The organism is Methyloversatilis sp., from assembly GCF_051861465.1.
Taxonomy (GTDB): Bacteria; Pseudomonadota; Gammaproteobacteria; order Burkholderiales; family Rhodocyclaceae; genus Methyloversatilis.
This window is the reverse complement of sequence record NZ_JBHYCQ010000001.1, coordinates 192,306-212,929: the sequence shown is the minus strand read 5'-3', so window position 1 is coordinate 212,929 and position 20,624 is coordinate 192,306. Positions and strand designations below refer to the sequence as shown.

24 protein-coding genes are annotated in these 20,624 nt (G+C 64.7%); 5 read left to right on the top strand and 19 right to left on the bottom strand.

Going from position 1 to position 20,624, the window contains the following annotated elements; translation table 11 throughout:
• Positions 1–143: 143 nt before the first annotated feature.
• The 5 genes from ACTIFF_RS00960 to ACTIFF_RS00940 all read right to left on the bottom strand — a co-directional run bounded on the left by ACTIFF_RS00960 (position 144) and on the right by ACTIFF_RS00940 (position 4,938).
• Positions 144–1,097 carry an ornithine cyclodeaminase family protein gene (locus ACTIFF_RS00960; protein WP_439535134.1) on the bottom strand — a complete coding sequence of 318 codons (954 nt, stop codon included), beginning with the start codon at positions 1,095–1,097 and terminating at the stop codon, positions 144–146.
• A 6-nt stretch (positions 1,098–1,103) separates the two neighbouring features.
• Positions 1,104–1,847 (bottom strand): TerC family protein, encoded by a 744-nt coding sequence (locus tag ACTIFF_RS00955; RefSeq protein ID WP_439535133.1) that lies wholly within the window; start codon positions 1,845–1,847, stop codon positions 1,104–1,106.
• A gap of 127 nt (positions 1,848–1,974) precedes the next feature.
• A complete protein-coding gene (sucD, locus tag ACTIFF_RS00950; RefSeq protein WP_069039450.1) occupies positions 1,975–2,868 on the bottom strand; it encodes a succinate--CoA ligase subunit alpha in 894 nt (297 codons plus the stop codon).
• A 14-nt stretch (positions 2,869–2,882) separates the two neighbouring features.
• The gene (sucC, locus tag ACTIFF_RS00945) at positions 2,883–4,049 is read right to left on the bottom strand and encodes an ADP-forming succinate--CoA ligase subunit beta (RefSeq protein ID WP_439535132.1); all 1,167 of its coding nucleotides are present in this window, start codon (positions 4,047–4,049) and stop codon (positions 2,883–2,885) included.
• A 190-nt stretch (positions 4,050–4,239) separates the two neighbouring features.
• The gene (locus tag ACTIFF_RS00940) at positions 4,240–4,938 is read right to left on the bottom strand and encodes a fumarylacetoacetate hydrolase family protein (RefSeq protein WP_439535131.1); all 699 of its coding nucleotides are present in this window, start codon (positions 4,936–4,938) and stop codon (positions 4,240–4,242) included.
• A 211-nt stretch (positions 4,939–5,149) separates the two neighbouring features.
• On the opposite strand from ACTIFF_RS00940, the gene ACTIFF_RS00935 reads away from it, so the two are divergent.
• Entirely contained in the window at positions 5,150–7,321 is a 2,172-nt protein-coding gene (locus ACTIFF_RS00935) for a type IV pilus assembly protein FimV (RefSeq protein ID WP_439535130.1), read from the top strand.
• A gap of 15 nt (positions 7,322–7,336) precedes the next feature.
• Here ACTIFF_RS00935 and ACTIFF_RS00930 read toward each other — a convergent pair whose 3' ends face one another.
• Complete coding sequence (locus ACTIFF_RS00930) at positions 7,337–8,083, bottom strand: Nif3-like dinuclear metal center hexameric protein (RefSeq protein ID WP_439535129.1); 747 nt, start codon at positions 8,081–8,083, stop codon at positions 7,337–7,339.
• 27 nt (positions 8,084–8,110) lie between these two features.
• Here ACTIFF_RS00930 and ACTIFF_RS00925 point away from each other — a divergent pair, with 27 nt between their 5' ends.
• Positions 8,111–9,313, top strand: a complete 1,203-nt coding sequence (locus ACTIFF_RS00925; protein WP_439535128.1) for a Do family serine endopeptidase — start codon at positions 8,111–8,113, stop codon at positions 9,311–9,313.
• Here the strand turns inward: ACTIFF_RS00925 and tatC are convergent, their stop codons facing one another.
• The 10 genes from tatC to hisB all read right to left on the bottom strand — a co-directional run bounded on the left by tatC (position 9,314) and on the right by hisB (position 14,885).
• The gene (gene tatC, locus ACTIFF_RS00920) at positions 9,314–10,060 is read right to left on the bottom strand and encodes a twin-arginine translocase subunit TatC (protein ID WP_439535127.1); all 747 of its coding nucleotides are present in this window, start codon (positions 10,058–10,060) and stop codon (positions 9,314–9,316) included.
• Between the two features lie 10 nt (positions 10,061–10,070).
• A complete protein-coding gene (gene tatB, locus ACTIFF_RS00915) occupies positions 10,071–10,526 on the bottom strand; it encodes a Sec-independent protein translocase protein TatB (protein WP_439535126.1) in 456 nt (151 codons plus the stop codon).
• Between the two features lie 81 nt (positions 10,527–10,607).
• Positions 10,608–10,835 (bottom strand): Sec-independent protein translocase subunit TatA, encoded by a 228-nt coding sequence (gene tatA / locus ACTIFF_RS00910; protein ID WP_305634322.1) that lies wholly within the window; start codon positions 10,833–10,835, stop codon positions 10,608–10,610.
• A gap of 2 nt (positions 10,836–10,837) precedes the next feature.
• Positions 10,838–11,197, bottom strand: coding sequence for a histidine triad nucleotide-binding protein (locus tag ACTIFF_RS00905; protein WP_439535125.1), 360 nt, complete (start codon positions 11,195–11,197; stop codon positions 10,838–10,840).
• Positions 11,198–11,269: 72 nt separating this feature from the next.
• Complete coding sequence (locus ACTIFF_RS00900; RefSeq protein ID WP_439535124.1) at positions 11,270–11,593, bottom strand: phosphoribosyl-ATP diphosphatase; 324 nt, start codon at positions 11,591–11,593, stop codon at positions 11,270–11,272.
• The gene (hisI, locus tag ACTIFF_RS00895) at positions 11,590–11,979 is read right to left on the bottom strand and encodes a phosphoribosyl-AMP cyclohydrolase (protein WP_439535123.1); all 390 of its coding nucleotides are present in this window, start codon (positions 11,977–11,979) and stop codon (positions 11,590–11,592) included. The genes ACTIFF_RS00900 and hisI overlap by 4 nt, the downstream gene beginning before the upstream one ends.
• On the bottom strand, positions 11,976–12,746 hold the full coding sequence (gene hisF / locus ACTIFF_RS00890; protein WP_439535122.1) for an imidazole glycerol phosphate synthase subunit HisF: 771 nt from the start codon (positions 12,744–12,746) through the stop codon (positions 11,976–11,978). Before hisF ends, hisI begins: the two co-directional genes overlap by 4 nt.
• Positions 12,747–12,781: 35 nt before the next feature.
• Positions 12,782–13,528 (bottom strand): 1-(5-phosphoribosyl)-5-[(5-phosphoribosylamino)methylideneamino]imidazole-4-carboxamide isomerase, encoded by a 747-nt coding sequence (gene hisA, locus ACTIFF_RS00885; protein WP_069039438.1) that lies wholly within the window; start codon positions 13,526–13,528, stop codon positions 12,782–12,784.
• Positions 13,529–13,604: 76 nt separating this feature from the next.
• Positions 13,605–14,240 carry an imidazole glycerol phosphate synthase subunit HisH gene (hisH, locus tag ACTIFF_RS00880; RefSeq protein WP_439535121.1) on the bottom strand — a complete coding sequence of 212 codons (636 nt, stop codon included), beginning with the start codon at positions 14,238–14,240 and terminating at the stop codon, positions 13,605–13,607.
• Between the two features lie 57 nt (positions 14,241–14,297).
• Complete coding sequence (gene hisB, locus ACTIFF_RS00875) at positions 14,298–14,885, bottom strand: imidazoleglycerol-phosphate dehydratase HisB (RefSeq protein ID WP_069039436.1); 588 nt, start codon at positions 14,883–14,885, stop codon at positions 14,298–14,300.
• A gap of 151 nt (positions 14,886–15,036) precedes the next feature.
• Here hisB and ACTIFF_RS00870 point away from each other — a divergent pair, with 151 nt between their 5' ends.
• From ACTIFF_RS00870 to ACTIFF_RS00860, 3 genes are all read left to right on the top strand, one after another.
• A complete protein-coding gene (locus ACTIFF_RS00870) occupies positions 15,037–16,113 on the top strand; it encodes a pyridoxal phosphate-dependent aminotransferase (protein WP_439535120.1) in 1,077 nt (358 codons plus the stop codon).
• A 68-nt stretch (positions 16,114–16,181) separates the two neighbouring features.
• The gene (locus tag ACTIFF_RS00865; RefSeq protein ID WP_439535119.1) at positions 16,182–16,799 is read left to right on the top strand and encodes a hypothetical protein; all 618 of its coding nucleotides are present in this window, start codon (positions 16,182–16,184) and stop codon (positions 16,797–16,799) included.
• A gap of 180 nt (positions 16,800–16,979) precedes the next feature.
• Entirely contained in the window at positions 16,980–17,708 is a 729-nt protein-coding gene (locus tag ACTIFF_RS00860; RefSeq protein WP_439535118.1) for a hypothetical protein, read from the top strand.
• A gap of 26 nt (positions 17,709–17,734) precedes the next feature.
• Here the strand turns inward: ACTIFF_RS00860 and ACTIFF_RS00855 are convergent, their stop codons facing one another.
• The 3 genes from ACTIFF_RS00855 to hisG form a co-directional block, all read right to left on the bottom strand.
• Positions 17,735–18,544, bottom strand: a complete 810-nt coding sequence (locus tag ACTIFF_RS00855; protein ID WP_439535117.1) for a DUF2189 domain-containing protein — start codon at positions 18,542–18,544, stop codon at positions 17,735–17,737.
• Between the two features lie 101 nt (positions 18,545–18,645).
• Complete coding sequence (hisD, locus tag ACTIFF_RS00850; RefSeq protein ID WP_439535116.1) at positions 18,646–19,950, bottom strand: histidinol dehydrogenase; 1,305 nt, start codon at positions 19,948–19,950, stop codon at positions 18,646–18,648.
• The gene (hisG, locus tag ACTIFF_RS00845; RefSeq protein WP_439535115.1) at positions 19,947–20,588 is read right to left on the bottom strand and encodes an ATP phosphoribosyltransferase; all 642 of its coding nucleotides are present in this window, start codon (positions 20,586–20,588) and stop codon (positions 19,947–19,949) included. Before hisG ends, hisD begins: the two co-directional genes overlap by 4 nt.
• Between the last annotated feature and the right edge of the window lie 36 nt (positions 20,589–20,624).

Here is a 20,624-nt window from a genome sequence, read left to right as displayed (position 1 = left end):
TTTCGCCAAACCCAAGTCTCGCGAGAAAACAGTCATCTGTCACATATTCTTGCAGTTCAGCCTCAACTCCGTCAAACGGGGCTTCACCCTGCGCGGTGGAATATCACGCTGCGCGCATTCAAATCATCACATTGCACGGGACATCAGTACGGCAGCTCGCGGCCCAGGCCAGCCACCCTGGCCTTTTCGAGCAGGCGCGTTGCCAGCGTGAGGTCCTGGATCGCCATGCCCTGCGATTCGAACAGCGTGATCTGGTCATCCGCCAGGCGCCCCGGCCGCATGCCGTTCAGCAACTCGCCCAGTTCGACCATCCCGTACTCGGCCAGGCGCCCTTTTTCGAGCGCCGGCAGCAGGTCGCCGGACTCGCGCAACGCCGTTGCGCGCGCGTCGACCACGACCACGGCAGCGCGGCGGATGACGGTTTCGTCGATTTCACGACGGATGAGCGCATTGGAACCGGCGGCCGTCACGTGCGCACCGGGCTTGAGCCAGCGCCCGTCGAACAGCGGCTCGCTGGCGGTGGTGATGGTCACCACGATGTCCGCCGATTTCACCATCTCCTCGGCACTGGCGGCCGGACGAACCCTGCGGCCGAGCCGTGCCGACTGTTCGGTGCAGAAGGCGTCGAGCTTGTCGCGCTTGCGGGCGAACACCTGGATATCGTCCATGTCGCGCACTGCGCACAGCGCAGCGATCTGGCTTTGCGCCTGCCAGCCGGCGCCGAACACACCAGCGACTTTCGACGCCGGATTCGACAGCAGCCGGGCGGCCAGCCCGCCGGTCGCGCCCGTGCGCATCATGCCGAGGTAGTCGGCCTCCAGCACCGCAAGCGCACGGCCGGTTGCGGCGTCGAACAGATGGACCCAGAAGCGCGCCGCCTCGCGGCTGGTCGTGTAGCTCTTGTAGCCGATCACGCCGAGCGGCAGCACGGCGCCGTGCAGCATGTGCAGCGCCGACGTCGGGGTGCGGCTGCGCGCGCGCGGCGTGTCGATGGCTTCGCCGGTGGCGTGCCAGCGGTGCGCGTCTTCCACCGCCGACAGCGCGTCCTGCAGGGTCAGCACCTGACGGACGTCGCTTTCGGTGAGGTAGAGCGCCATCGCTGACTACTGGATCGGGTAGTCGGCCGGCTTGTTGCGCGCGCCGAGGATCTTGCCGAGCGCGAGCACAAAGATCGCGCCGACCACGCCTGCGCCATAGCGCACGGCGGCAATCGCTTCCGGTGCCGCGGTCGGTGAGGACGGCTCGATCAGCGGCAGATAAGGCGTGATCGCCGGATCGCCCACCGCCATGGTGCCGGCGATCCAGCCCAGCAACATCGCCCCGAGCGTGATGATAATGGGGTATCGGGTCATCAGTCCGAGCACGATCTGGCTGCCCCACACGATGATCGGGATCGAAACGACCAGCCCGAATACGACCAGTGCGAACTGGTGCTCTGCGCCGGCCCCTTCGGCCGCGCCGGCGATGGCGATCACATTGTCGAGGCTCATCACGAAATCGGCCACGATGACGGTCTTCACTGCCGCCCACAGCTTGTCGCTGGGCTTGATGTTCGCGTGGTCGTCATCATCGTCGGCCATCAGCAGCTTGATGCCGATCCACAGCAGCAGCAGCGCGCCGATCAGCTTCAGGAAAGGCAGCTTGAGCAGCGTCAGCGCAAACATGATGAGCACGACGCGCAACACCACGGCGCCTGCGGTACCCCACATGATGCCCAGTCGACGTTGCGCCGGCGGCAGCTTGCGGCAGGCGAGCGCGATCACCACCGCGTTGTCGCCGCCAAGCAGGATGTCGATCATGATGATCTGACCGACAGCGAGCCAGAATTCGGGAGAACTGAAATCCATGATGGTCTTGCATTCGAATTGCGGAAGGGCGGATTCTACCGGTGCGGCCGCATGACGAGCACAAATGAAAAGGCCACCGCCCGGGCGGTGGCCTTCTTCGTCACGTAGGGCGGTCAGTGCGCCGGAATCAGAGCAGCCCCTTGAGCAGCTTGCCCATCTCCGACGGATTGCGCGTCACCGTGAAGCCGCACGCCTCCATGATTTCCAGTTTGGCATCGGCCGTGTCGGCACCGCCGGAAATCAGCGCGCCGGCGTGGCCCATGCGTTTGCCGGCCGGCGCCGTGACGCCGGCAATGAAACCGACGATGGGCTTCTTCATGTTGGCCTTGCACCACTCGGCCGCTTCCGCTTCGTCCGGACCGCCGATTTCACCGATCATGATGACCGCGTCGGTATCCGGATCGTCGTTGAAGAGCTGCATCACTTCGATGTGCTTCAGGCCGTTGATCGGGTCACCACCGATGCCGACTGCGCTCGACTGGCCGAGGCCGATCTCGCTCAGCTGGCCGACCGCTTCGTAGGTCAGCGTGCCGGAGCGGCTGACCACGCCGATACGGCCCTTCTTGTGGATGTGGCCCGGCATGATGCCGATCTTGATTTCGTCCGGCGTGATCAGGCCGGGGCAGTTCGGCCCGAGCAGTCGCGTGCGCTTGCCGCCGGCGGCTTCCTTGGCCTTCATCCGGTTGCGCACCATCAGCATGTCGCGCACCGGAATCCCTTCGGTGATGCAGATGACCAGATCGAGGTCGGCTTCGACCGCTTCCCAGATCGCCGCCGCCGCGCCCGGAGGCGGCACATAGACCACCGACACCGTGGCGCCCGTTGCTGCCTTGGCCTCCGCCACGGTGGCGTGGATCGGAATGCCTTCGAAGTCTTCGCCCGCCTTCTTGGGATTGACGCCGGCGACGAAGCAGTTCTTGCCGTTCGCGTAGTCGCGGCACATGCGGGTGTGGAACTGACCGGTCTTCCCGGTGATGCCCTGGGTGATGACCTTGGTGTCCTTGTTGATCAGAATCGACATGTGTTGTGTTCCCCTCAGTGTCCGGCCACGGCGGCCACGATCTTCTGTGCCGCATCCGCCATGCTGTCGGCCGCAATGATGGGCAGACCCGAATCCTTCAGGATCTGCTTGCCCAGATCTTCATTGGTGCCTTTCATGCGTACGACCAGCGGCACGGTCAGGTGCACTTCGCGCGCCGCGGCGACCACGCCGGTCGCAATGGTGTCGCAGCGCATGATGCCGCCGAAGATATTGACCAGGATGCCGCGCACATTGGGGTTGCGCAGCATGATCTTGAACGCCTCGGTCACCTTCTCGGTCGTGGCGCCGCCGCCGACGTCGAGGAAGTTGGCCGGCTCGGCGCCATACAGCTTGATCACGTCCATCGTGGCCATGGCCAGACCGGCGCCATTGACCAGGCAGCCGATGTTGCCATCCAGCGACACGTAGGACAGATCGAACTTCGACGCCTCGATTTCCGCCGGATCTTCTTCGTCCAGATCACGGAAGGCCACGATGTCTTCGTGACGGTAGAGGGCGTTCGAATCGAAATTGAACTTGGCGTCCAGCGCCTTGATGTTGCCGTTGCCTTCGAGAATCAGCGGATTGATTTCGGCCAGCGAGGCGTCGGTTTCCATGTAGCACGTGTACAGCTTCCTGAAGGTATCCATGGCCTGGGCCTGCGACGCCGCCGGGACGCCGATGCCATCCGCCAGTTCCTTCGCCTGCGCGTCGGTCAGTCCGACCAGCGGATCGACGAACACCTTGATGATCTTCTCCGGCGTATTGTGGGCGACTTCCTCGATGTCCATGCCGCCTTCGCTGGACGCCATCAGCGCCACCTTCTGCGTGGCGCGGTCCGTCAGCGCGGCGACGTAGTATTCCTTCCTGATGTCGGCGCCTTCCTCGATCAGAAGGCGGCGGACTTTCTGCCACTCCGGGCCGGTCTGGTGGGTCACCAGTTGCATGCCCATGATCTGCTTCGCGAAATCACGCACTTCGTCGAGCGACTTGGCCACCTTGACGCCGCCGCCCTTGCCGCGGCCACCGGCATGAATCTGCGCCTTGACCACCCATACCTTGCCACCCAGCGACTCGGCCGCTGCCACTGCCTGATCAGCTTCGAAGCAGGGCACGCCCCGCGGTGTCACTACACCGAAACGGCGCAATACCTCTTTCGCCTGATACTCATGGATCTTCATGCGTATTCCTCGCCTTGTTGTCCGCACTGTTGCTGGAATGCCTGCCCGGCGCGTTCCACCGGACAGGTCCTTCAGGCACGGGGCGCCGGTTGGCGCACCATCCAACGGGGCGGCGTGCGCACCGCCTCGTATAATCCATAATTATACAGCTCATAAGCTGCGCTGAAACCTCGCAACGGCAAAACGCCGATCAATCTTGCGGCGGCGCAATATCCACCCTGAGCTCGGCAACACCGTCTACGCGTGCGTCAATGCGGTCGCCGGGTTGCAGTGCCGCAACGCCTGCCGGCGTGCCGGTGAACAGCAGATCGCCCGCGCGCAGTTCGACCAGCCGCGAAAGCCTGACCAGCAGCGTGTCGACATCCAGAATCATGTCGGACAGGTCGCCCCGCTGACGCAACTGCCCGTTGACCGACAATTCGATCTGTCCCGCGCGCGGGTGGCCGCATACGGTGGCCGGTACCAGCTGCGACACCGGCGCACTCTGGTCGAAGCCCTTGCCCATGTCCCACGGCTGCCCCTTGTCGCGGGCGGCACGCTGCAGATCGCGCCGGGTCAGGTCCAGCCCGACGCCGTAGCCGAAAATGCAGGCGCGCGCCTGCGCACTGTCCAGGTTGCGGCCGACCCCGTGCAGCGCCACCACCAGTTCCACTTCATGTTGCAGGTCCGTTGTCGCCGGCGGATAGGCCACCGCAGCGGGCCCGTTCACCACTGCATCGGCCGGCTTGGAAAAGAAGAACGGCGACTCGAGCGCCGGGTCATGCCCCATCTCCCGCGCGTGCTCGGCGTAATTGCGCCCGACGCAATAGATGCGTCGCACCGGAAAAAGCGCCTGCTCACCCAGCACCGAAAGCGTCGATTGAGGCAACGGAAACAGCATCAGCGGCATGGCCGGCTCCTGCAGGGTTGTCGTGACACACAATTTTGCCCGTGACGGCATCGCTTGGCACGACGCGGCTCCGGGCAGCGTGCGCCATTAAAGTAAAGTTTCCCCTCTCGCGGCCGAAAGAACTGACAACGATCAATATCCTCAGGCGAATGCAGGTTCGGAGATCCTTGTGACCCCTCGACGTCCGCTACATCCACGCACGCTTCAGTACTTGCGTCCGACACTTCTGGCAGCCGCGTTGCTCGCCGCGGGTCTGCACGCACAGGATGCGCTCGCGCTCGGATTGGGTGCCATCAGGACCAAGTCGGTCATCGGCGAGCCGTTCCGCGCCGAAATCAACGTACTCGGCGAAGGCGAAGCCGTTCCGGCCAGCACCTGCTTTTCGATCGACGCCCCGGCGACGGCCGCGGCGGACGATCTGCCCTGGCTGTCGAGCGCCCGCATCCGCACGCAGGGACGCACCGTATTCATCAGCAGCACCCAGGCCATCAACGATCCCATCCTGATGGTAGGGGTACGTGTCGGATGCGGCTTCGAACTGGCACGCGAGTATGCGGTGCTGCTGCAGCCGTCCGGCGCCGCGCCGATCGAGGAGACCGCGGCAGTCGCGCCGGCGGCACCCACCGTGGCTCCGCCGCGGCGCGCGGCAACGCCGGTCCGACCGGCGACCTCCCCGATCGATGCGCCGGCTTCACCCGTCGCCGATGAACGGCCGGCACCTCCGAAACCGCAGGCCGAGCGCAAGCCGCGCCGCCAGAAGGAAGCGCCGACTGTCGACCGCTTGTGGGTGGCACCGAATGCCGATTCCGGAAACGGACTGAAAATGTCGGGCGGCCTGTCGCGTCGCGCCGAGGCCAGTGAAGCCCAGCGCGAGGTGCTTCGCACGGAGCAGCGGCTGCTCGCCGCGCTCGACGAGCAGATCGCGACCCACCTCGCCATCGCGGACAAGGTCAAGCAACTCGAGGCACGCATGGCCGAACTGCAGAAGCAGCTCGGTCGGACCGAAGCATCGATCGACGCCGCCTTGCCGCCGGTGCAGGCCGCCGCCACGCCCGCCACTGACCGGCCTGAGGTGACGCCGGAAGCCCCTGCCGCCGCACCGCTCGAACCGGATGCCTTGACGCAAGCGGCACCCACCGACGACAGCACGGCGGTCGAATCGACCGCCGTGGACACTTCGTCAAGCCAGGAGGTGGTCGCCGCGCCGCCACCCGGACTGACCAACGAGCCGGTACGCGTCATCAACAAGCTGCCACCCGATGCGGTGCCGGATGTCCCGGCGGCGACCGGCGTGAACTGGCTGGTCGCAGCGCTCGGCGCGTTGGCGGCCGGATCAGTACTGGGCGGCGCCTGGATGTGGCGCCGACGCGCCCGCAAGCTCGCAGCCGCCGCGGCCTTGCGCAGCCGGCATGCCGAAGAGGCTGTGACCCGCATGATGATGAGCCAGAGCCTGCCGCCGCTGGCCGCGGACACGCCGGCCACGCGGGAAGACATGGACACGATGGCGCAGTCGCTGCCGCGGCAATTGGCCCCCGAATATCCGGCCGGACCCGCAGCACGCGCAACCGAAACGACGTCGTTCGAACATTTTCCCGGCGAAGCACCCGCCGAAAACATCCAGGACCTGCACATCGCCCAGCCGGACGTTGGCTTAGACGCAACGGCTTCGGGCGATGCATCGACGGTTGACTTCGAACTGGGGCAGATCGACGGAAACGAGGCGGGTACGCCCGCGCGGCTCGACCTCGAGTTCGAAAGCTTCTCCGGTTCGACGAGCAGCCTTGGCGCAACCGATACCGGTGCTGCACCGCTCGGGCCGCGGCTGGTCAGCATCACCGCCACCGCACCCGCTGTCCTGAGCTTCGACCAGAGTGCCCGACCTGCGAATGAAGAAGCGCCTCCCTCACACGAACATGTGCTCGAACTGGCCGAAATCATGATGTCCTTCGGTCGTGCCGAGGGCGCGGCGCAGACCTTGTCCGAATTCCTTCGCGACTACCCGAAGGAATCGATCATCCCCTGGCTCAAGCTGCTCGATCTCTACCACTCGAGCGGCCGGCGCGGCGAATACGACGATCTGGCACCCAAGCTGAATCGCGCATTCAACGCCAAGGTACCTGACTGGGAACACTTCAGCGGCCCTGCGACGTCGGAATCGGTCGAGCAGTTCGGACACATCATGGCGCGCATCAATGCCAGTTGGCCGAATCAGGATTGTCTGGACTATCTGACGGAGCTGCTGCGGGACAACCGCGCCGGCGCGCGCGTCGGCTTCCCGCTCGGCGTGATCGACGACATCCTGCTGTTGAAGGCGATGCTCGAGTGGCTGATCGCCAACCCGTCGATCACCGAAACCCAGACGTCGCGGCTGGCGCTGCTGTAAGGCTCTGCGCCCGGATCACGCCGGGTTGTCGATGTCGACGAACTCGACCGACAGCCCGAAGCGTTCGGCCAGATGTGCGCCCAGCGCCATGACGCCGTAGCGCTCGGTCGCATGATGACCGGCAGCGATGTAGGGCACTCCGGACTCGCGCGCGAGATGGGCGGTCGGCTCGGAAATTTCTCCGGATATGAATAGATCGACGCCGGCATCGATGGCCTGCTCGAAATATCCCTGCGCTGCACCGGTGCACCAGGCGACGCGACGCACGACGACCTGCGCATCGCCGACCAGCAGGGGCGTACGGCCCAGGACGCGCTCGACACGCATGCACAACTCGGCGGCCGTGGCCGGATGTTCAGGTTCGCCCAGCCAGATCAGCCCCTGCTCTCCGGTCGTGGCGGTCGGCCGGAAATCGAGCAGGCGTCCGAGTCGGGCGTTGTTGCCCAGTTCGGGATGCGCATCCAGCGGCAGGTGATAGGCCAGCAGATTGATGTCATGCGCCAGCACGCGCGCCATGCGGGCGCGTCGGGTGCCGGTGACCCGGCCATCCTCACCGCGCCAGAACCAGCCGTGGTGCACCAGCAGCGCCTGCGCACCGCGCTCGATCGCAGCATCGATCAGAGCCAGGCTGGCACTGACGCCGCAGACGATTTTCGACACTTCGGACGCGCCTTCCACTTGCAGTCCGTTTGGGCAATAATCCTTGAAGCGCGCGGCATCCAGCAGTTCGTCGAGATGGCGTTGCAGCTGAGTCCTGTTCATTTTCCCCCCGGTTTCCAACTCCTGATTATGCAGCGTCTGTGGCTCGTCTTCGCTCAATCGGTCACGGCCGCGCTGGCCGTGCTTTTCGTCGTCGCGACGCTGCGCCCCGACTGGTTGCCCGCGCGCAACGGCCAGACAGGCAGCAGTGCGGCGGTATCGGCCGCGCAGGCAGCCCTGCTGCCTGATGTGGTGACGGCGCCCGCACGCATCGAGGCCGCCAGGGTCGTCACCTACGCCGACGCGGCGCAGAAGGCGTTGCCGTCGGTGGTGCATGTCTTCACGACCAAGGCGGTGAAGGCACCGCAGCACCCGCTGATGAATGATCCGGTGTTCCGCCACTTTTTCGGCGACCGGCTCGGCAACCAGCCACAGCGCCAGATGGGGCTGGGTTCGGGCGTCATCGTCAGCGAGGATGGGGTCGTGCTGACCAATAACCACGTGGTCGAGGCCGCCGACGAAATCGAGGTATCGCTGAACGACGGCGGCAAGTATCCGGCAACGCTGATCGGCAGCGACCCCGAATCCGATCTGGCTGTGCTGCGGGTCAAGGCCCCGACCAAATTGCCGGCTGCCAGCTTCGGTGCAACCGACGGCCTGCGTATCGGCGACGTGGTGCTGGCGATCGGCAACCCTTTCGACGTCGGACAGACGGTCACGATGGGCATCGTGTCAGCGCTCGGCCGCTCGCAGCTGGGCATCAATACCTTCGAGAATTTCATTCAGACCGACGCGGCGATCAACCCGGGCAATTCGGGCGGCGCCCTGGTCGACGCCGACGGCAATCTGGTCGGCATCAACACGGCGATCTACTCGCGCAGCGGCGGCTCGCTGGGCATCGGCTTCGCCATTCCCGTCAGTACGGCGCGCAGCGTGATGGAACAGATCGTCGCCAACGGCTCGGTCACACGTGGCTGGGTCGGTGTGGAGGTACAGGAACTGACGCCCGAACTGGCGGAGAGCTTCAAGGTCCCGGCCGCCGGCGGCGCGCTGATCGCCGGTGTGATGCGCGGCAGTCCCGCTGACCGCGGCGGCGTCCGCCCCGGCGACGTGCTGCTTGAAGTCGATGGCAGGAAGGTGAAGGACGCGTCCGGCATGCTGCAGCTGATCGCAGCGCTGGTGCCGGGTCAGCAGGCCACGCTGAAGATCTATCGCAGCGGCGCGGAAAAGGACCTCGGCGTCACGGTGGGCAAGCGCCCCGTTACCGCACAGGCACAGCGCCGCGACGAGTGATCACGCGTCCTGCGTGGTCTTGCTGCGCTCCGGGGACGCCTTGATGAAGCGCGATAACAGGATGCCGAGCTCGTACAGCAGGCACAGCGGAATCGCGAGCAGCAATTGCGACACCACATCCGGCGGTGTGACGATCGCGGCCACGACGAAGGCTCCGACGATCACATAGGGCCGCGCTTCCTTGAGTTGCGCGATCGTCACCAGCCCGAAGCGCACCAGCACGATGACCACGATCGGTACCTCGAAGGTGACGCCGAAGGCGGTGAACATGGTCAGCACGAAGGACAGGTATTGCTCGATGTCCGGCGCCGGCGTGATGCTTTTCGGCGCAAATTCCGCGATGAAACTGAACACGACGCCGAATACGAGGAAGTAGCAGAACGCCATGCCGGTGATGAACAGCAGCGTGCTGGCAATGATCAGCGGCAGGCCGAGGCGCTTTTCGTGTGCATACAGACCGGGGGCGATGAAGGCCCATACTTGGTAGAGCACAACCGGCAACGAAATCAGGAAGGCCAGCATCAGCGTCACCTTCACCGGCACGAAGAACGGTGTCACGACGCCGGTGGCGATCATCTTCGTCCCTTCCGGCAGCGCCACCATCAGCGGATGGGCAAGGATGTCGTAAATGTCCGCCGCCCAGGGCATCAGGCAGACGAACACGACGACCACTGCGATGACGGCGCGCAGCAGCCGGTCGCGCAATTCGACCAGATGGGATACGAAGCTTTCGGACTGTTCGTTCATGCCCTGCGTCTCATGCCTTTTCGCGATTCGCCGGCTCGATCGTGCCGGGCGGCGGGATGTCGAGCGACAGCTGGCCGGATACGGGGTCTTCGGCCGGCTTGGCGGGGTTGGCCGGCGGGGGCGGGTCCATCAGGGTGTTTTCAACAGCGGCGTATTTGTCCTGCTCGGCCATTGCTGCGCGCATCTGGTCACTCAGACCGGCCGCTTCGTTATTGACGCCGGCCGCCGTTTCATCGACCTGGCGCTCGACATCGCGCACCTGCTGTTCAACCTGGGCTTGCAGCTTGCGCAACTCGTCCAGTTGCATCTCGCGCGAAATGTCCGATTTCACATCGCTCACGTAGCGCTTCAGGCGGCCGAGCAGATGCCCGGCCGTGCGCGCAGCGCGCGGCAGCCTCTCGGGGCCGAGCACCAGCAGCGCAACGATGCCGATGATCAGGAATTCGGAAAAACCGATGTCAAACATGGACTGGACGGATGAGGCACCGGGCACTGCGTCCCGGAGGCCGTGTGAGGACGCGGCCCGACCGGGGGCGGGCCGTCAGGGTCAGGACTTGACCTTCTCTTCGGCCTTGACGTCGATGGTGCGGCCCACGTGCTGGGTCGGCTGCTCAGGTGTACCGGCGGCGTCGTTCTCACCACCCTTGACGCCGTCCTTGAAGCCCTTGACCGCGCCACCCAGGTCGGAACCGATATTACGCAACTTCTTCGTGCCGAAGATCAGAAGCACGATGACCAGAACGATCAACCAGTGCGTGATGCTGAATGAACCCATGATTACCTCTCGAAAACGATCATGGGCGGCAGGGGATCCGGCCCGCCCACGACATGCATGTGAAGATGATACACCTCCTGCCGACCCACCCTTCCGCAGTTGATCAGCGTGCGATAGCCATCGGTGCAGCCGGCTTCGCGCGCCAGTTCGCCAACTTTCGCAAGCATGCGGCCCAGCGCCGCCTCATGCGCCGGAGCGGCATCGGACAGCGTCGGAATGTGGGCTTTCGGGATGATCAGGAAATGCACCGGCGCGACAGGATTGATGTCGTGAAACGCGTAGATCAGATCATCCTCATACAGTTTGCGCGACGGAATCTTGCCGCCGATGATCTTGCAGAAAATGCAGTCGTTGTCTTGCATGGCGTCAGTGTGTCCGTGAGGGGCGCATTCTGGGATACGCGTATTACCGTATTGTGTGCCGACACCAGTGCTTCAGGTCGTACGCGAACGTTTTTCGTCCAGACCTGAAATACCCTCGCGACGGCGGAATTCGTGCAGCACGTCATCGACCGTCAGCCCGTGGTGCGCCAGCAGCACCATGCTGTGGAACCAGAGATCGCACACTTCCTTCACCAGATGACCGGCATTGCCGTCCTTCGACGCCATGATGGTCTCGGCAGCTTCTTCGACAACCTTCTTGCAGATCGCATCGGTACCCTTGTGCAGCAGCGACGACACGTATGAAGAGCCCGGCTCGGCCGCCTTGCGTTCGGCGATGGTCTGCGCCACTCGATGCAGCACTTCGATATCGATCATTTGTAGATGTCGTCCGGATTCTTGAGTACGGGCTCGGTCGTTTCCCAGCCTTCATCCGTCAAGGCATGGAAAAAGCAGCTGTGACGTCCGGTATGGCAGGCGATACCGCCGGTTTGTTCAACTTTCAGCAGCAGGACGTCGCGGTCGCAGTCGAGGCGGATGTCCAGCACCTTCTGCGTGTGACCCGATTCCTCGCCCTTGTGCCACAGCCTGCCGCGCGAACGCGACCAGAAAACGGCCTCGCGCAGTTCAGCCGTGCGTGTCAGCGCCTCACGATTCATCCACGCGAACATCAGCACGTCGCCGCTGGCCGCTTCCTGCACGATGACCGGCAGCAGGCCGTTCGCGTCCCATTCGATGTCGTCCGCCCAGGCCGGCCCGCTCACAGCCTGACCTCGATGCCGCGGCTGCGCATGCGTTCCTTGGCTTCGCGCACCGTATGTTCGCCGAAGTGGAAGATGCTGGCGGCCAGCACGGCATCTGCGCCGCCATCCAGCACACCGTCGACCAGATGGTCCAGCGTGCCGACACCCCCCGAAGCGATCACCGGGATACGCACCGCGTCCGCCACCGCGCGCGTCAGCGCCAGATCGAAACCGCTCTTCGTGCCGTCGCGGTCCATGCTGGTGAGCAGGATTTCGCCGGCGCCGAGTGATTCGACCTTCTGCGCCCAGGCGATCGCATCCAGGCCGGTCGCGTTGCGGCCGCCGTGGGTAAACACCTCCCAGTGTGGCTGACCGTCGCGGTCGGCCACGCGCTTTGCGTCGATGGCGACCACGATGCATTGCGAGCCGACCTTGCCGGACGCCCGTGCCACCAGATCGGGATCGTTGATCGCCGCCGTATTCATGCTCACCTTGTCGGCGCCGGCGTTGAGCAGGCGGCGTACGTCTTCGACCGCGCGCACGCCACCGCCCACCGTCAGCGGGATGAACACCTGATCGGCCACCCGCTCGACGACGTGCAGGATGATGTCGCGTGCATCCGAACTGGCGGTGATGTCGAGGAAGGTCAGTTCGTCAGCACCCTGCTCGTCGTAGCGACGAGCGATTTCAACCGGATCGCCGGCGTCCTTCAAGGCCACGAAGTTCACGCCCTTGACCACGCGGCCGGCGTTGACGTCCAGACAGGGAATGATGCGCTTGGCCAGCATGGGACTCCCGCGCGGCGCGCGTCAAAAGTGATGGATCAGGCGTCGCCGTTCAGACGGTCGACTTCGGCCTGGGCCGCCGCGAAATCCAGCGTGCCCTCATAGATGGCGCGTCCGGTGATGGCACCCATGACGCCCTCGTCCTCGACGGCGCACAACGCACGGATGTCGTCCATATTGGTCACGCCGCCCGAGGCAATGACCGGGATGCGCAGCGCCTGGGCGAGCTTGACGGTCGCTTCGATGTTGACACCGCCAAGCATGCCGTCGCGGCCGATGTCGGTGTAGACGACGGCTTCGACGCCCTGGTCCTCGAACTTCTTCGCCAGGTCGACGACATCGTGGCCGGTCATTTTCGACCAGCCATCCACCGCAACCTTGCCGTCGCGCGCGTCCAGTCCGACGATGATGTGGCCGGGAAACGCGCCGCAGGCGTCATGCACGAACCCCGGGCTCTTCACCGCGGCGGTGCCGATGATGACGTAGCTGATGCCGTCATCCAGGTAGCGTTCGATGGTGTCGAGGTCGCGGATGCCACCGCCGAGCTGGATCGGGATTTCGTCACCCAGTTCGCGCACGATGGCCTTGATGGCCGATTCGTTCTTCGGCTTGCCGGCCACGGCGCCGTTCAGATCGACCAGATGCAAGCGGCGCGCGCCGGCATCCAGCCAATGCCGGGCCATGGCAGCCGGGTCTTCCGAAAATACGGTCACCACATCCATGTCGCCTTGCTTCAGGCGTACGCAGTGGCCGTCCTTGAGGTCGATGGCAGGAATCAGCAGCATGGCACGAGGTCGGGTTGGGTCAGAAAAGGGATATCGGAGACAGTCAAGGTCGGGCAGCGCTGCCCGGCGTCGTCCATCAGGGTGTCCAGTCGATGAAGTTGGCCAGCAGGCGCAGTCCGGCGTGCGCACTCTTTTCGGGATGGAACTGAACGGCAAAAATATTATCGCGCGCTATGGCGCTGGTAAAGGGCGCGCCGTAACAGGTTTCGCCTGCGGTCACGTCAGCGTTCCGCGGCACCACATAGTAACTGTGTACGAAATAGAAGCGCTCTTCATCCGGAATGCCTGCCCACAGCGGGTGCTTCGCTATCTGCCGCACGCCGTTCCAGCCCATGTGAGGGACCTTCAGCCGGGCGCCGCTCACCGGATCGACCGGATCGTCGAAACGCCGGACTTCGCCGTCGAGCACGCCGAGACCGGGATGATCACCCTCTTCGCTGTGTTCGAACAACATCTGCAGACCGATGCAGATGCCGAGGAAGGGCTTGTTCGCGGCGGCATCGATCACCGTGCTGCGCAACTGGCGCAGATCGAGTTCGCGCATGCAGTCGGGCATGGCCCCCTGCCCCGGAAACACGATCCGGTCGGCCGCTGCGACATCGCGCGGGTCGCTGCTGACGACGACATCGGCAGCCGGCGCAATGTGTCCGATCGCCTTGGCGACCGAACGCAGGTTGCCCATACCGTAATCGATGATGACAACGCGGGTCATGAGTGGCGCGGAAAGGAGTGGAACGCGGAATGGTGGGGCTCGAAATCAGGCAAACGCTCAGAGCGAGCCCTTAGTCGACGGCATCTGGCCGGATGCGCGATCATCGCGCTCGCTGGCCGCACGCAAGGCTCTGGCAAAGGCCTTGAACACTGTTTCGCACTGATGGTGGGCATTGATTCCGCGCAGATTGTCGATGTGCAGTGTGACGAGCGCGTGATTGACGAAGCCCTGGAAGAATTCGCGCACCAGGTCGACGTCGAAATCTCCGATGCGCGCCCGCGTGTAGTCGACGTTGTAAACAAGGCCCGGACGGCCGGACAGGTCAACAACGACGCGCGACATCGCTTCGTCGAGCGGCACATAGGCGTGGCCGTAGCGGCGCAGCCCCTTCTTGTCGCCGACCGCCTTGGCGTAAGCCTGACCCAGCGAAATGCCGACATCTTCCACCGTGTGGTGGGCATCGATTTCCAGATCACCCTTCGCACTGACTTCGAGATCGATCAGGCCGTGGCGAACGATCTGGTCGAGCATGTGGTCAAGGAAGGGGATGCCGGTATCGAGCTTGCCCTGGCCGCTGCCATCGAGATTGATGCGCACGCTGATCTGGGTTTCGAGCGTGTTGCGCGTGATGTCTGCTTGCCGCATGAATGGTCGGATCGCCGTCGGAAAATCGCTCCGGCGCAGCGCCGGAATCGCAAGTACCGAATGATAACATCGACTCGGATGCGGTCATTTGCAGCGCCCGTCGCGCCGACTGCCCGTTCCCCTGTTTCAACACGTCACCGCCGCGATCATCATGAGCCAGTTCTGGAGCCCCGTCGTCAGCACCCTGTCGCCCTACACCCCGGGCGAACAACCGAAGATCGAAGGCCTGATCAAGCTCAACACGAACGAGTGCCCCTATCCACCGAGCCCGCACGCCGTGGCGGCCATACAGGCCGAACTGGGCCGCGACGGCGACCGGCTGAAGCTGTATCCGGAACCGACAGGCCTGCTGCTGCGCGAGGCGATCGCCGCACGTTTCGGCATCGGGACGGATCAGGTCTTCGTCGGCAACAGTTCCGACGAGGTGCTGGCGCATACCTTCATCGGTCTGCTGAAACACGACCGGCCGCTGGTTTTCCCGGACATCACCTACAGCTTCTACCCGGTCTACTGCCGGCTGTACGGCATCGCCTTCGAGCGCGTGCCGCTGGACGCGCAGTTCGCGATCCGCGTCGATGATCTGATCGCGCGCCGGCCTGGCGCGGTGATCTTTCCGAATCCGAACGCCCCGACCGGCTGCCTGCTGGCACTGGACGACATCGACCGGCTGGCCGCTGCATTGCCCGATTGCCCGGTGGTGATCGATGAGGCCTACATCGACTTCGGCGGCGAATCGGCGGTGGCGCTGATTGATCGCCACCCCAATCTGCTGGTCACGCAGACGCTGTCGAAGTCGCGTTCGCTGGCCGGTCTGCGCGTGGGTTTCGCAGTCGGACACCCGGCATTGATCGAAGCGCTGGCGCGGGTAAAGGACAGCTTCAACTCCTACCCGCTCGACCGCCTGGCCCTCGTTGGCGCCACCGCCTCGATCAAGGACGTCGAATGGTTCGACCAGACGCGCCGGCGCGTCATGGCCAGCCGAGAAACCCTGCGCACCGATCTGGCTGCGCTGGGCTTTGAAGTCCTGCCGTCTGCCGCCAACTTCCTGTTCGTCCGCCATCCGGCGCACGACGCCGCCGCGCTGGCGCTGGCACTGCGCGAGCGGCGCATCCTGGTGCGTCACTTCAAGGCAGCACGCATCGACCAGTTTCTGCGCGTCACGATCGGTACCGATGCGCACTGCGCATCGCTGGTCGCCGCACTGCGGGACATCCTGCAGGTTTCCTGACCCGATTCCGCAACTGCGGAGCGCTTCTTGCTAGAGCTGTCGGGTCCACATCCCCAGGTCGTTCAGTCATGCATCGCTTTGCCAGTACCCTGCTCCAGTCCGCCCTGATCGCCGTGCTCGCCGGCTGCACCGGCATTTCGTTCAAGCAAGGCGCTGGCGGTGAAGACTTCCGCCGCGCCGAAGCCGAATGCAAGAGCACCACTTCGGAGCGCAGCGCCTTCTCCCGGTGCATGGACGAAAAAGGATGGTGGACGCGGTCGATGGAAGAACTGTCGCAACTCGGATTCGCGCCGGTGGACGACGACGCCGCCGAAGTCGAGGAAGAAGCTGTCGCGCCGGTGACCGCTGCAGTGACTTCTGCCGCAGCGGCGGGCGCGACTGCAGGCGGGAAGCCGGCCGTCGCACCCTCTTCCGGCTCTGCCCCGGCGGAAAAGAAGGCCACCGCGGCCCGACCGACTGCCGCAGCGGCCGCCAAACCTGCCGTACCGAAAGACCCGCTGTCGCGCATCACCATTGCCATGTGGGCCAAAGCCGGTGCCGACGGCTCGGCACTGATGGCTTCACAGGCAGCCTGCCTGTCGACACTCGGTGCCGGCCACGAACCCGATCCGGTCGCCAAGACCGTCACCCGCGGCCTGTACGACTGCCTGCGCAAGGATGGCTGGACCGGCATGACCTTGCGCTGACTATTCCCTGCGTTACCCCAAGCTGTGGCGTTTGATCATTTCACCCACATGGAATACTCTTGGCCCGGGTGTATGCACAATAGATAATTCAACAAGCGGCATTTGAACGGCTGCCAGGGACACACCCGAAGAAATCCGCCTTCACCGGGGCGGCTCATCACATTTCCCAAGGAGAGTCCCATGTTGTCAGCACGCAAGCTTCTGGCTGTCTCGCTGTGCCTGTCGGCGCCGCACACATTCGCACTGAGTACCGGTGACATTGCGTTCACCGCACTGAACACCGATGAAGATGGCTGGGCCATCGTGACCCTTGCCGAACTGGCGGCTGACAGCACGATCTACTTCACCGACAGCAACTGGGGCGGCGACGCATTTTCGAGCGCCGAAGGCTTTCACACCTGGAACACCGGCGCGGCATCGATCGCCGCGGGCAGCGTGATCCGCTTCAGCCAGATCGATCAGGCGAGCCGCGCGGTGTCCATCGGCGCGCTGACCTCGTCGGGCAGCCGTGCGTTGAGCAGCACCGCCGAAACCGTGTATGCCTACCTGGGCACGGCCGCCAACAGCCCGACCACCTTCCTCGCCGCGGTGTCATCCGAAGCAAACGTCGCCGCCACGAACGCGCTCTCTGCCGCCGGGCTGCAGGCCGGCGTCGATGCCATCATTCTGCCGGCCAGCACCGACTTCGCGGAATACACCGGACCACGCAGCGGCGAAGCCGATTTCGCAGCTTATCGGCTGCTGGTCAACGCCGCATCGAACTGGACCGGCTTCACGGATGGCGATCACGCCAGCGCGCAACCTGCCCTCGCGGCGTTTTCGGAAGCGGTGTCGCCGGTGCCGGAGGTATCCGGGGGATGGATGATGTTGGCAGGCCTGGCGCTGGTGGCCGCGCGCCTGCGCCGATAACCTGCCGGCACCAGGCGGGGGAAAGCTCAGGGCGCTGGCAGGGGTTCGACCAGCGCCCTGTAGGCATGCCATGTTGCGTGCCCGATCAGCGGCATCAGCACGATCAGGCCTAGGAACAAGGTCGTGAAGCCGGCCACGGTCAGCAACACGATCAGCACGGCCCACACCAGCATCGGGCCGGGGTTGCGACCGAGCGCAATCAGGCTCGCCAGCATCGACGTGACCGCGTCCTGCCGCCGGTCCAGCATCAGCGGAATGGCAACCACACTGGCACCGAACACGAGTGACGCAAAGATGAAGCCGACCACTGCGTAGGCCAGCAGGAATTCGACGTTCTCCAGACTGACCACCTGTTCGACAAATCGGCTGGCGGACGGCATTTCAGAGGTATAGAACAGCGCGAACACGACCAGCGACGCGCGCGCCCACACGAGAAAGATGATGATCAGCACGACGGCGAACACGCCGATTGCCCCGGCATTGTGCTGACCGGCGGTGAGCGAGTGCGCCAGCATGGGTGTTTCACCGGCTTCGCGCCGGCGCGACAGGTCGTACAGACCGAGCGAAAGAAAAGGGCCCAGCAGCAGGAAGCCGCAGACCAGCGCCGAGGTGAGGTGATACGCGTGGCTGAACACGACCGACAGCAGCACGCCCATGAAGGCGAAACAGCCGCCGTAGAAAATGCTGGCGGCCGGATTGCCGGCAAGATCCGCAGCACCCTTGGCAAGCCAGTCGAATGGCGCGAACAGTGTCACTTCACGGACGACCGGAAACGGAAGCCCCTGTGCATCACCCGGGGCCGGACTCTCTCCGGTCGGCAGTTCCGATGGCCGCATGCGTACTCCCCTCATCCGCATCATTGCATTGATGCGCGCCGGCCACCCTGCCGGCACGTGACCCGGCGCCACTGTACGCCGAGTCGTCGCAGCCGGGGGAATCAGTCCTTCAGACGCATTTCGGCCGAACGTGCGTGCGCTTGCAGACCTTCGCCATGCGCAAGCACCGACGCAATGCGGCCGAGCTTCTGCGCGCCTTCAGCGGATATTTCGAGGATGGACGTGCGCTTCTGGAAGTCATACACGCCAAGCGGACTGGAGAAGCGCGCACTGCGCATCGTCGGCAGCACGTGATTCGGGCCTGCGCAGTAGTCGCCCAGCGCCTCGACCGAGTAGTGACCGAGGAACATGGCACCCGCATGCCGGATGCGGTCCACCCAGTCGCGCGGCGTTTCGGTGCAGATTTCGAGGTGCTCCGGCGCGATCCGGTTGGCGATGTCACACGCCTCCCCGAGGTCGCGCACCTTGATCAGCGCTCCCCGGTTGGCGAGGGACGTGGCGATGGTGTCGCGTCGCGGCATATCAGGCAGCAGACGGTCTATCGATGCATGCACACGGTCGATGAAGGCGGCGTCGGTGCATAGCAGGATGGACTGGGCAAGCTCGTCGTGCTCGGCCTGGGCGAACAGGTCCATCGCGACCCAGTCCGGATTGCCGTGGCCATCGGAAATGATCAGCACCTCGGACGGCCCGGCCACCATGTCGATGCCGACCGTGCCGAACACCCGGCGCTTGGCGCTGGCCACATACGCATTGCCCGGGCCGACGATCTTGTCCACCTGCGGAATGCTCTGCGTGCCGTAGGCAAGCGCGCCGACCGCCTGGGCGCCACCTATGGTGAACACGCGGTCGACGCCGGTGATGGCGGCGGCTGCAAGCACCAGTGCATTGCGCTCGCCACCCGGGGTGGGCACGACCATGATCAATTCCGACACGCCCGCGACCTTCGCCGGCACGGCATTCATCAGCACCGAACTCGGATAGGACGCACGGCCGCCCGGCACATACAGGCCGACGCGATCAAGCGGCGTCACCTTCTGGCCCAGCGTGGTGCCGTCCGCTTCGGTGTATTCCCACGACGCCTGCTTCTGGCGCTCGTGATACAGGCGCACGCGGTCGGCGGCCTCGACCAATGCCGCGCGCTGCTCGTCGCCCAGACTGGCATAGGCCTCGTCGAGCACGCTGCGCGGCAGTTCGAGTTCGACCATCGACGCCGCGTTGAGGCGGTCGAAACGGCGGGTACAGTCAAGCACGGCTTCGTCGCCGCGCGCACGCACATCGCGCAGGATGCCGGCCACTGCCGCTTCGATGGCGTCGTCGGTCGACGCGTCGAAGGCGAGCAGCGCATCGAGCTGTTCGATGAAATCCGGCGCGCCGGAATCCATGCGTCGGATGGCGGTACTCATTGCACCGCCCCTACGATCGCCTCGAGTATCGGCGACAGTGCATCGTGCTTCACCTTCAGTGAAGCCTGATTGATGATGAGCCGGGAACTGATGTCCATGATGTGTTCGACCTCGACCAGATTGTTCGCACGCAGCGTGCCGCCACTGCTGACCAGATCGACGATGGCGTCCGCCAGTCCGACCAGCGGCGCCAGTTCCATCGATCCGTACAGCTTGATCAGGTCGACGTGGACGCCCTTGGCCGCGAAATGTTCGCGCGCCGTGTGCACATACTTGGTCGCCACCTTGAGGCGCGCGCCGCGGCGCACCGCCTGCTCGTAGTCGAACCCGGCCTGCGTCGCCACACTCAGGCGGCAGCACGCAATCTTCAGGTCGATCGGCTGGTAAAGACCGGCGCCGCCGTGTTCCAGCAGCACATCCTTGCCGGCGATGCCGATGTCCGCCGCACCGTACTGCACATAGGTCGGCGTGTCGGACGCGCGCACGATGACCAGGCGCACATCCGGCCGGTTGGTTCCGATGATGAGCTTGCGCGACGTCTCGGGATCGTCGGTCGGTTCGATGCCGGCCGCCGCAAGCAGCGGCAGCGTTTCTTCGAAAATGCGACCCTTGGACAGGGCGAGGGTGATGCCTTGCACGGTGTGCCTCGTTAGCGGTTGGATCGGCGGCGGATG

What these genes read in the sequence shown, in the direction of transcription:
- ACTIFF_RS00960 (WP_439535134.1), bottom strand. Translation starts at nt 1,097, where the DNA reads ATGGCGCTCTACCTCACCGAAAGCGACGTCCGTCAGGTGCTGACCCTG.
- ACTIFF_RS00955 (WP_439535133.1), bottom strand. Translation starts at nt 1,847, where the DNA reads ATGGATTTCAGTTCTCCCGAATTCTGGCTCGCTGTCGGTCAGATCATC.
- sucD (WP_069039450.1), bottom strand. Translation starts at nt 2,868, where the DNA reads ATGTCGATTCTGATCAACAAGGACACCAAGGTCATCACCCAGGGCATC.
- sucC (WP_439535132.1), bottom strand. Translation starts at nt 4,049, where the DNA reads ATGAAGATCCATGAGTATCAGGCGAAAGAGGTATTGCGCCGTTTCGGT.
- ACTIFF_RS00940 (WP_439535131.1), bottom strand. Translation starts at nt 4,938, where the DNA reads ATGCCGCTGATGCTGTTTCCGTTGCCTCAATCGACGCTTTCGGTGCTG.
- ACTIFF_RS00930 (WP_439535129.1), bottom strand. Translation starts at nt 8,083, where the DNA reads ATGAACAGGACTCAGCTGCAACGCCATCTCGACGAACTGCTGGATGCC.
- ACTIFF_RS00925 (WP_439535128.1), top strand. Translation starts at nt 8,111, where the DNA reads ATGCAGCGTCTGTGGCTCGTCTTCGCTCAATCGGTCACGGCCGCGCTG.
- tatC (WP_439535127.1), bottom strand. Translation starts at nt 10,060, where the DNA reads ATGAACGAACAGTCCGAAAGCTTCGTATCCCATCTGGTCGAATTGCGC.
- tatB (WP_439535126.1), bottom strand. Translation starts at nt 10,526, where the DNA reads ATGTTTGACATCGGTTTTTCCGAATTCCTGATCATCGGCATCGTTGCG.
- tatA (WP_305634322.1), bottom strand. Translation starts at nt 10,835, where the DNA reads ATGGGTTCATTCAGCATCACGCACTGGTTGATCGTTCTGGTCATCGTG.
- ACTIFF_RS00905 (WP_439535125.1), bottom strand. Translation starts at nt 11,197, where the DNA reads ATGCAAGACAACGACTGCATTTTCTGCAAGATCATCGGCGGCAAGATT.
- ACTIFF_RS00900 (WP_439535124.1), bottom strand. Translation starts at nt 11,593, where the DNA reads ATGATCGATATCGAAGTGCTGCATCGAGTGGCGCAGACCATCGCCGAA.
- hisF (WP_439535122.1), bottom strand. Translation starts at nt 12,746, where the DNA reads ATGCTGGCCAAGCGCATCATTCCCTGTCTGGACGTCAACGCCGGCCGC.
- hisA (WP_069039438.1), bottom strand. Translation starts at nt 13,528, where the DNA reads ATGCTGCTGATTCCTGCCATCGACCTCAAGGACGGCCACTGCGTACGC.
- hisH (WP_439535121.1), bottom strand. Translation starts at nt 14,240, where the DNA reads ATGACCCGCGTTGTCATCATCGATTACGGTATGGGCAACCTGCGTTCG.
- hisB (WP_069039436.1), bottom strand. Translation starts at nt 14,885, where the DNA reads ATGCGGCAAGCAGACATCACGCGCAACACGCTCGAAACCCAGATCAGC.
- ACTIFF_RS00870 (WP_439535120.1), top strand. Translation starts at nt 15,037, where the DNA reads ATGAGCCAGTTCTGGAGCCCCGTCGTCAGCACCCTGTCGCCCTACACC.
- ACTIFF_RS00865 (WP_439535119.1), top strand. Translation starts at nt 16,182, where the DNA reads ATGCATCGCTTTGCCAGTACCCTGCTCCAGTCCGCCCTGATCGCCGTG.
- ACTIFF_RS00860 (WP_439535118.1), top strand. Translation starts at nt 16,980, where the DNA reads ATGTTGTCAGCACGCAAGCTTCTGGCTGTCTCGCTGTGCCTGTCGGCG.
- ACTIFF_RS00855 (WP_439535117.1), bottom strand. Translation starts at nt 18,544, where the DNA reads ATGCGGCCATCGGAACTGCCGACCGGAGAGAGTCCGGCCCCGGGTGAT.
- hisD (WP_439535116.1), bottom strand. Translation starts at nt 19,950, where the DNA reads ATGAGTACCGCCATCCGACGCATGGATTCCGGCGCGCCGGATTTCATC.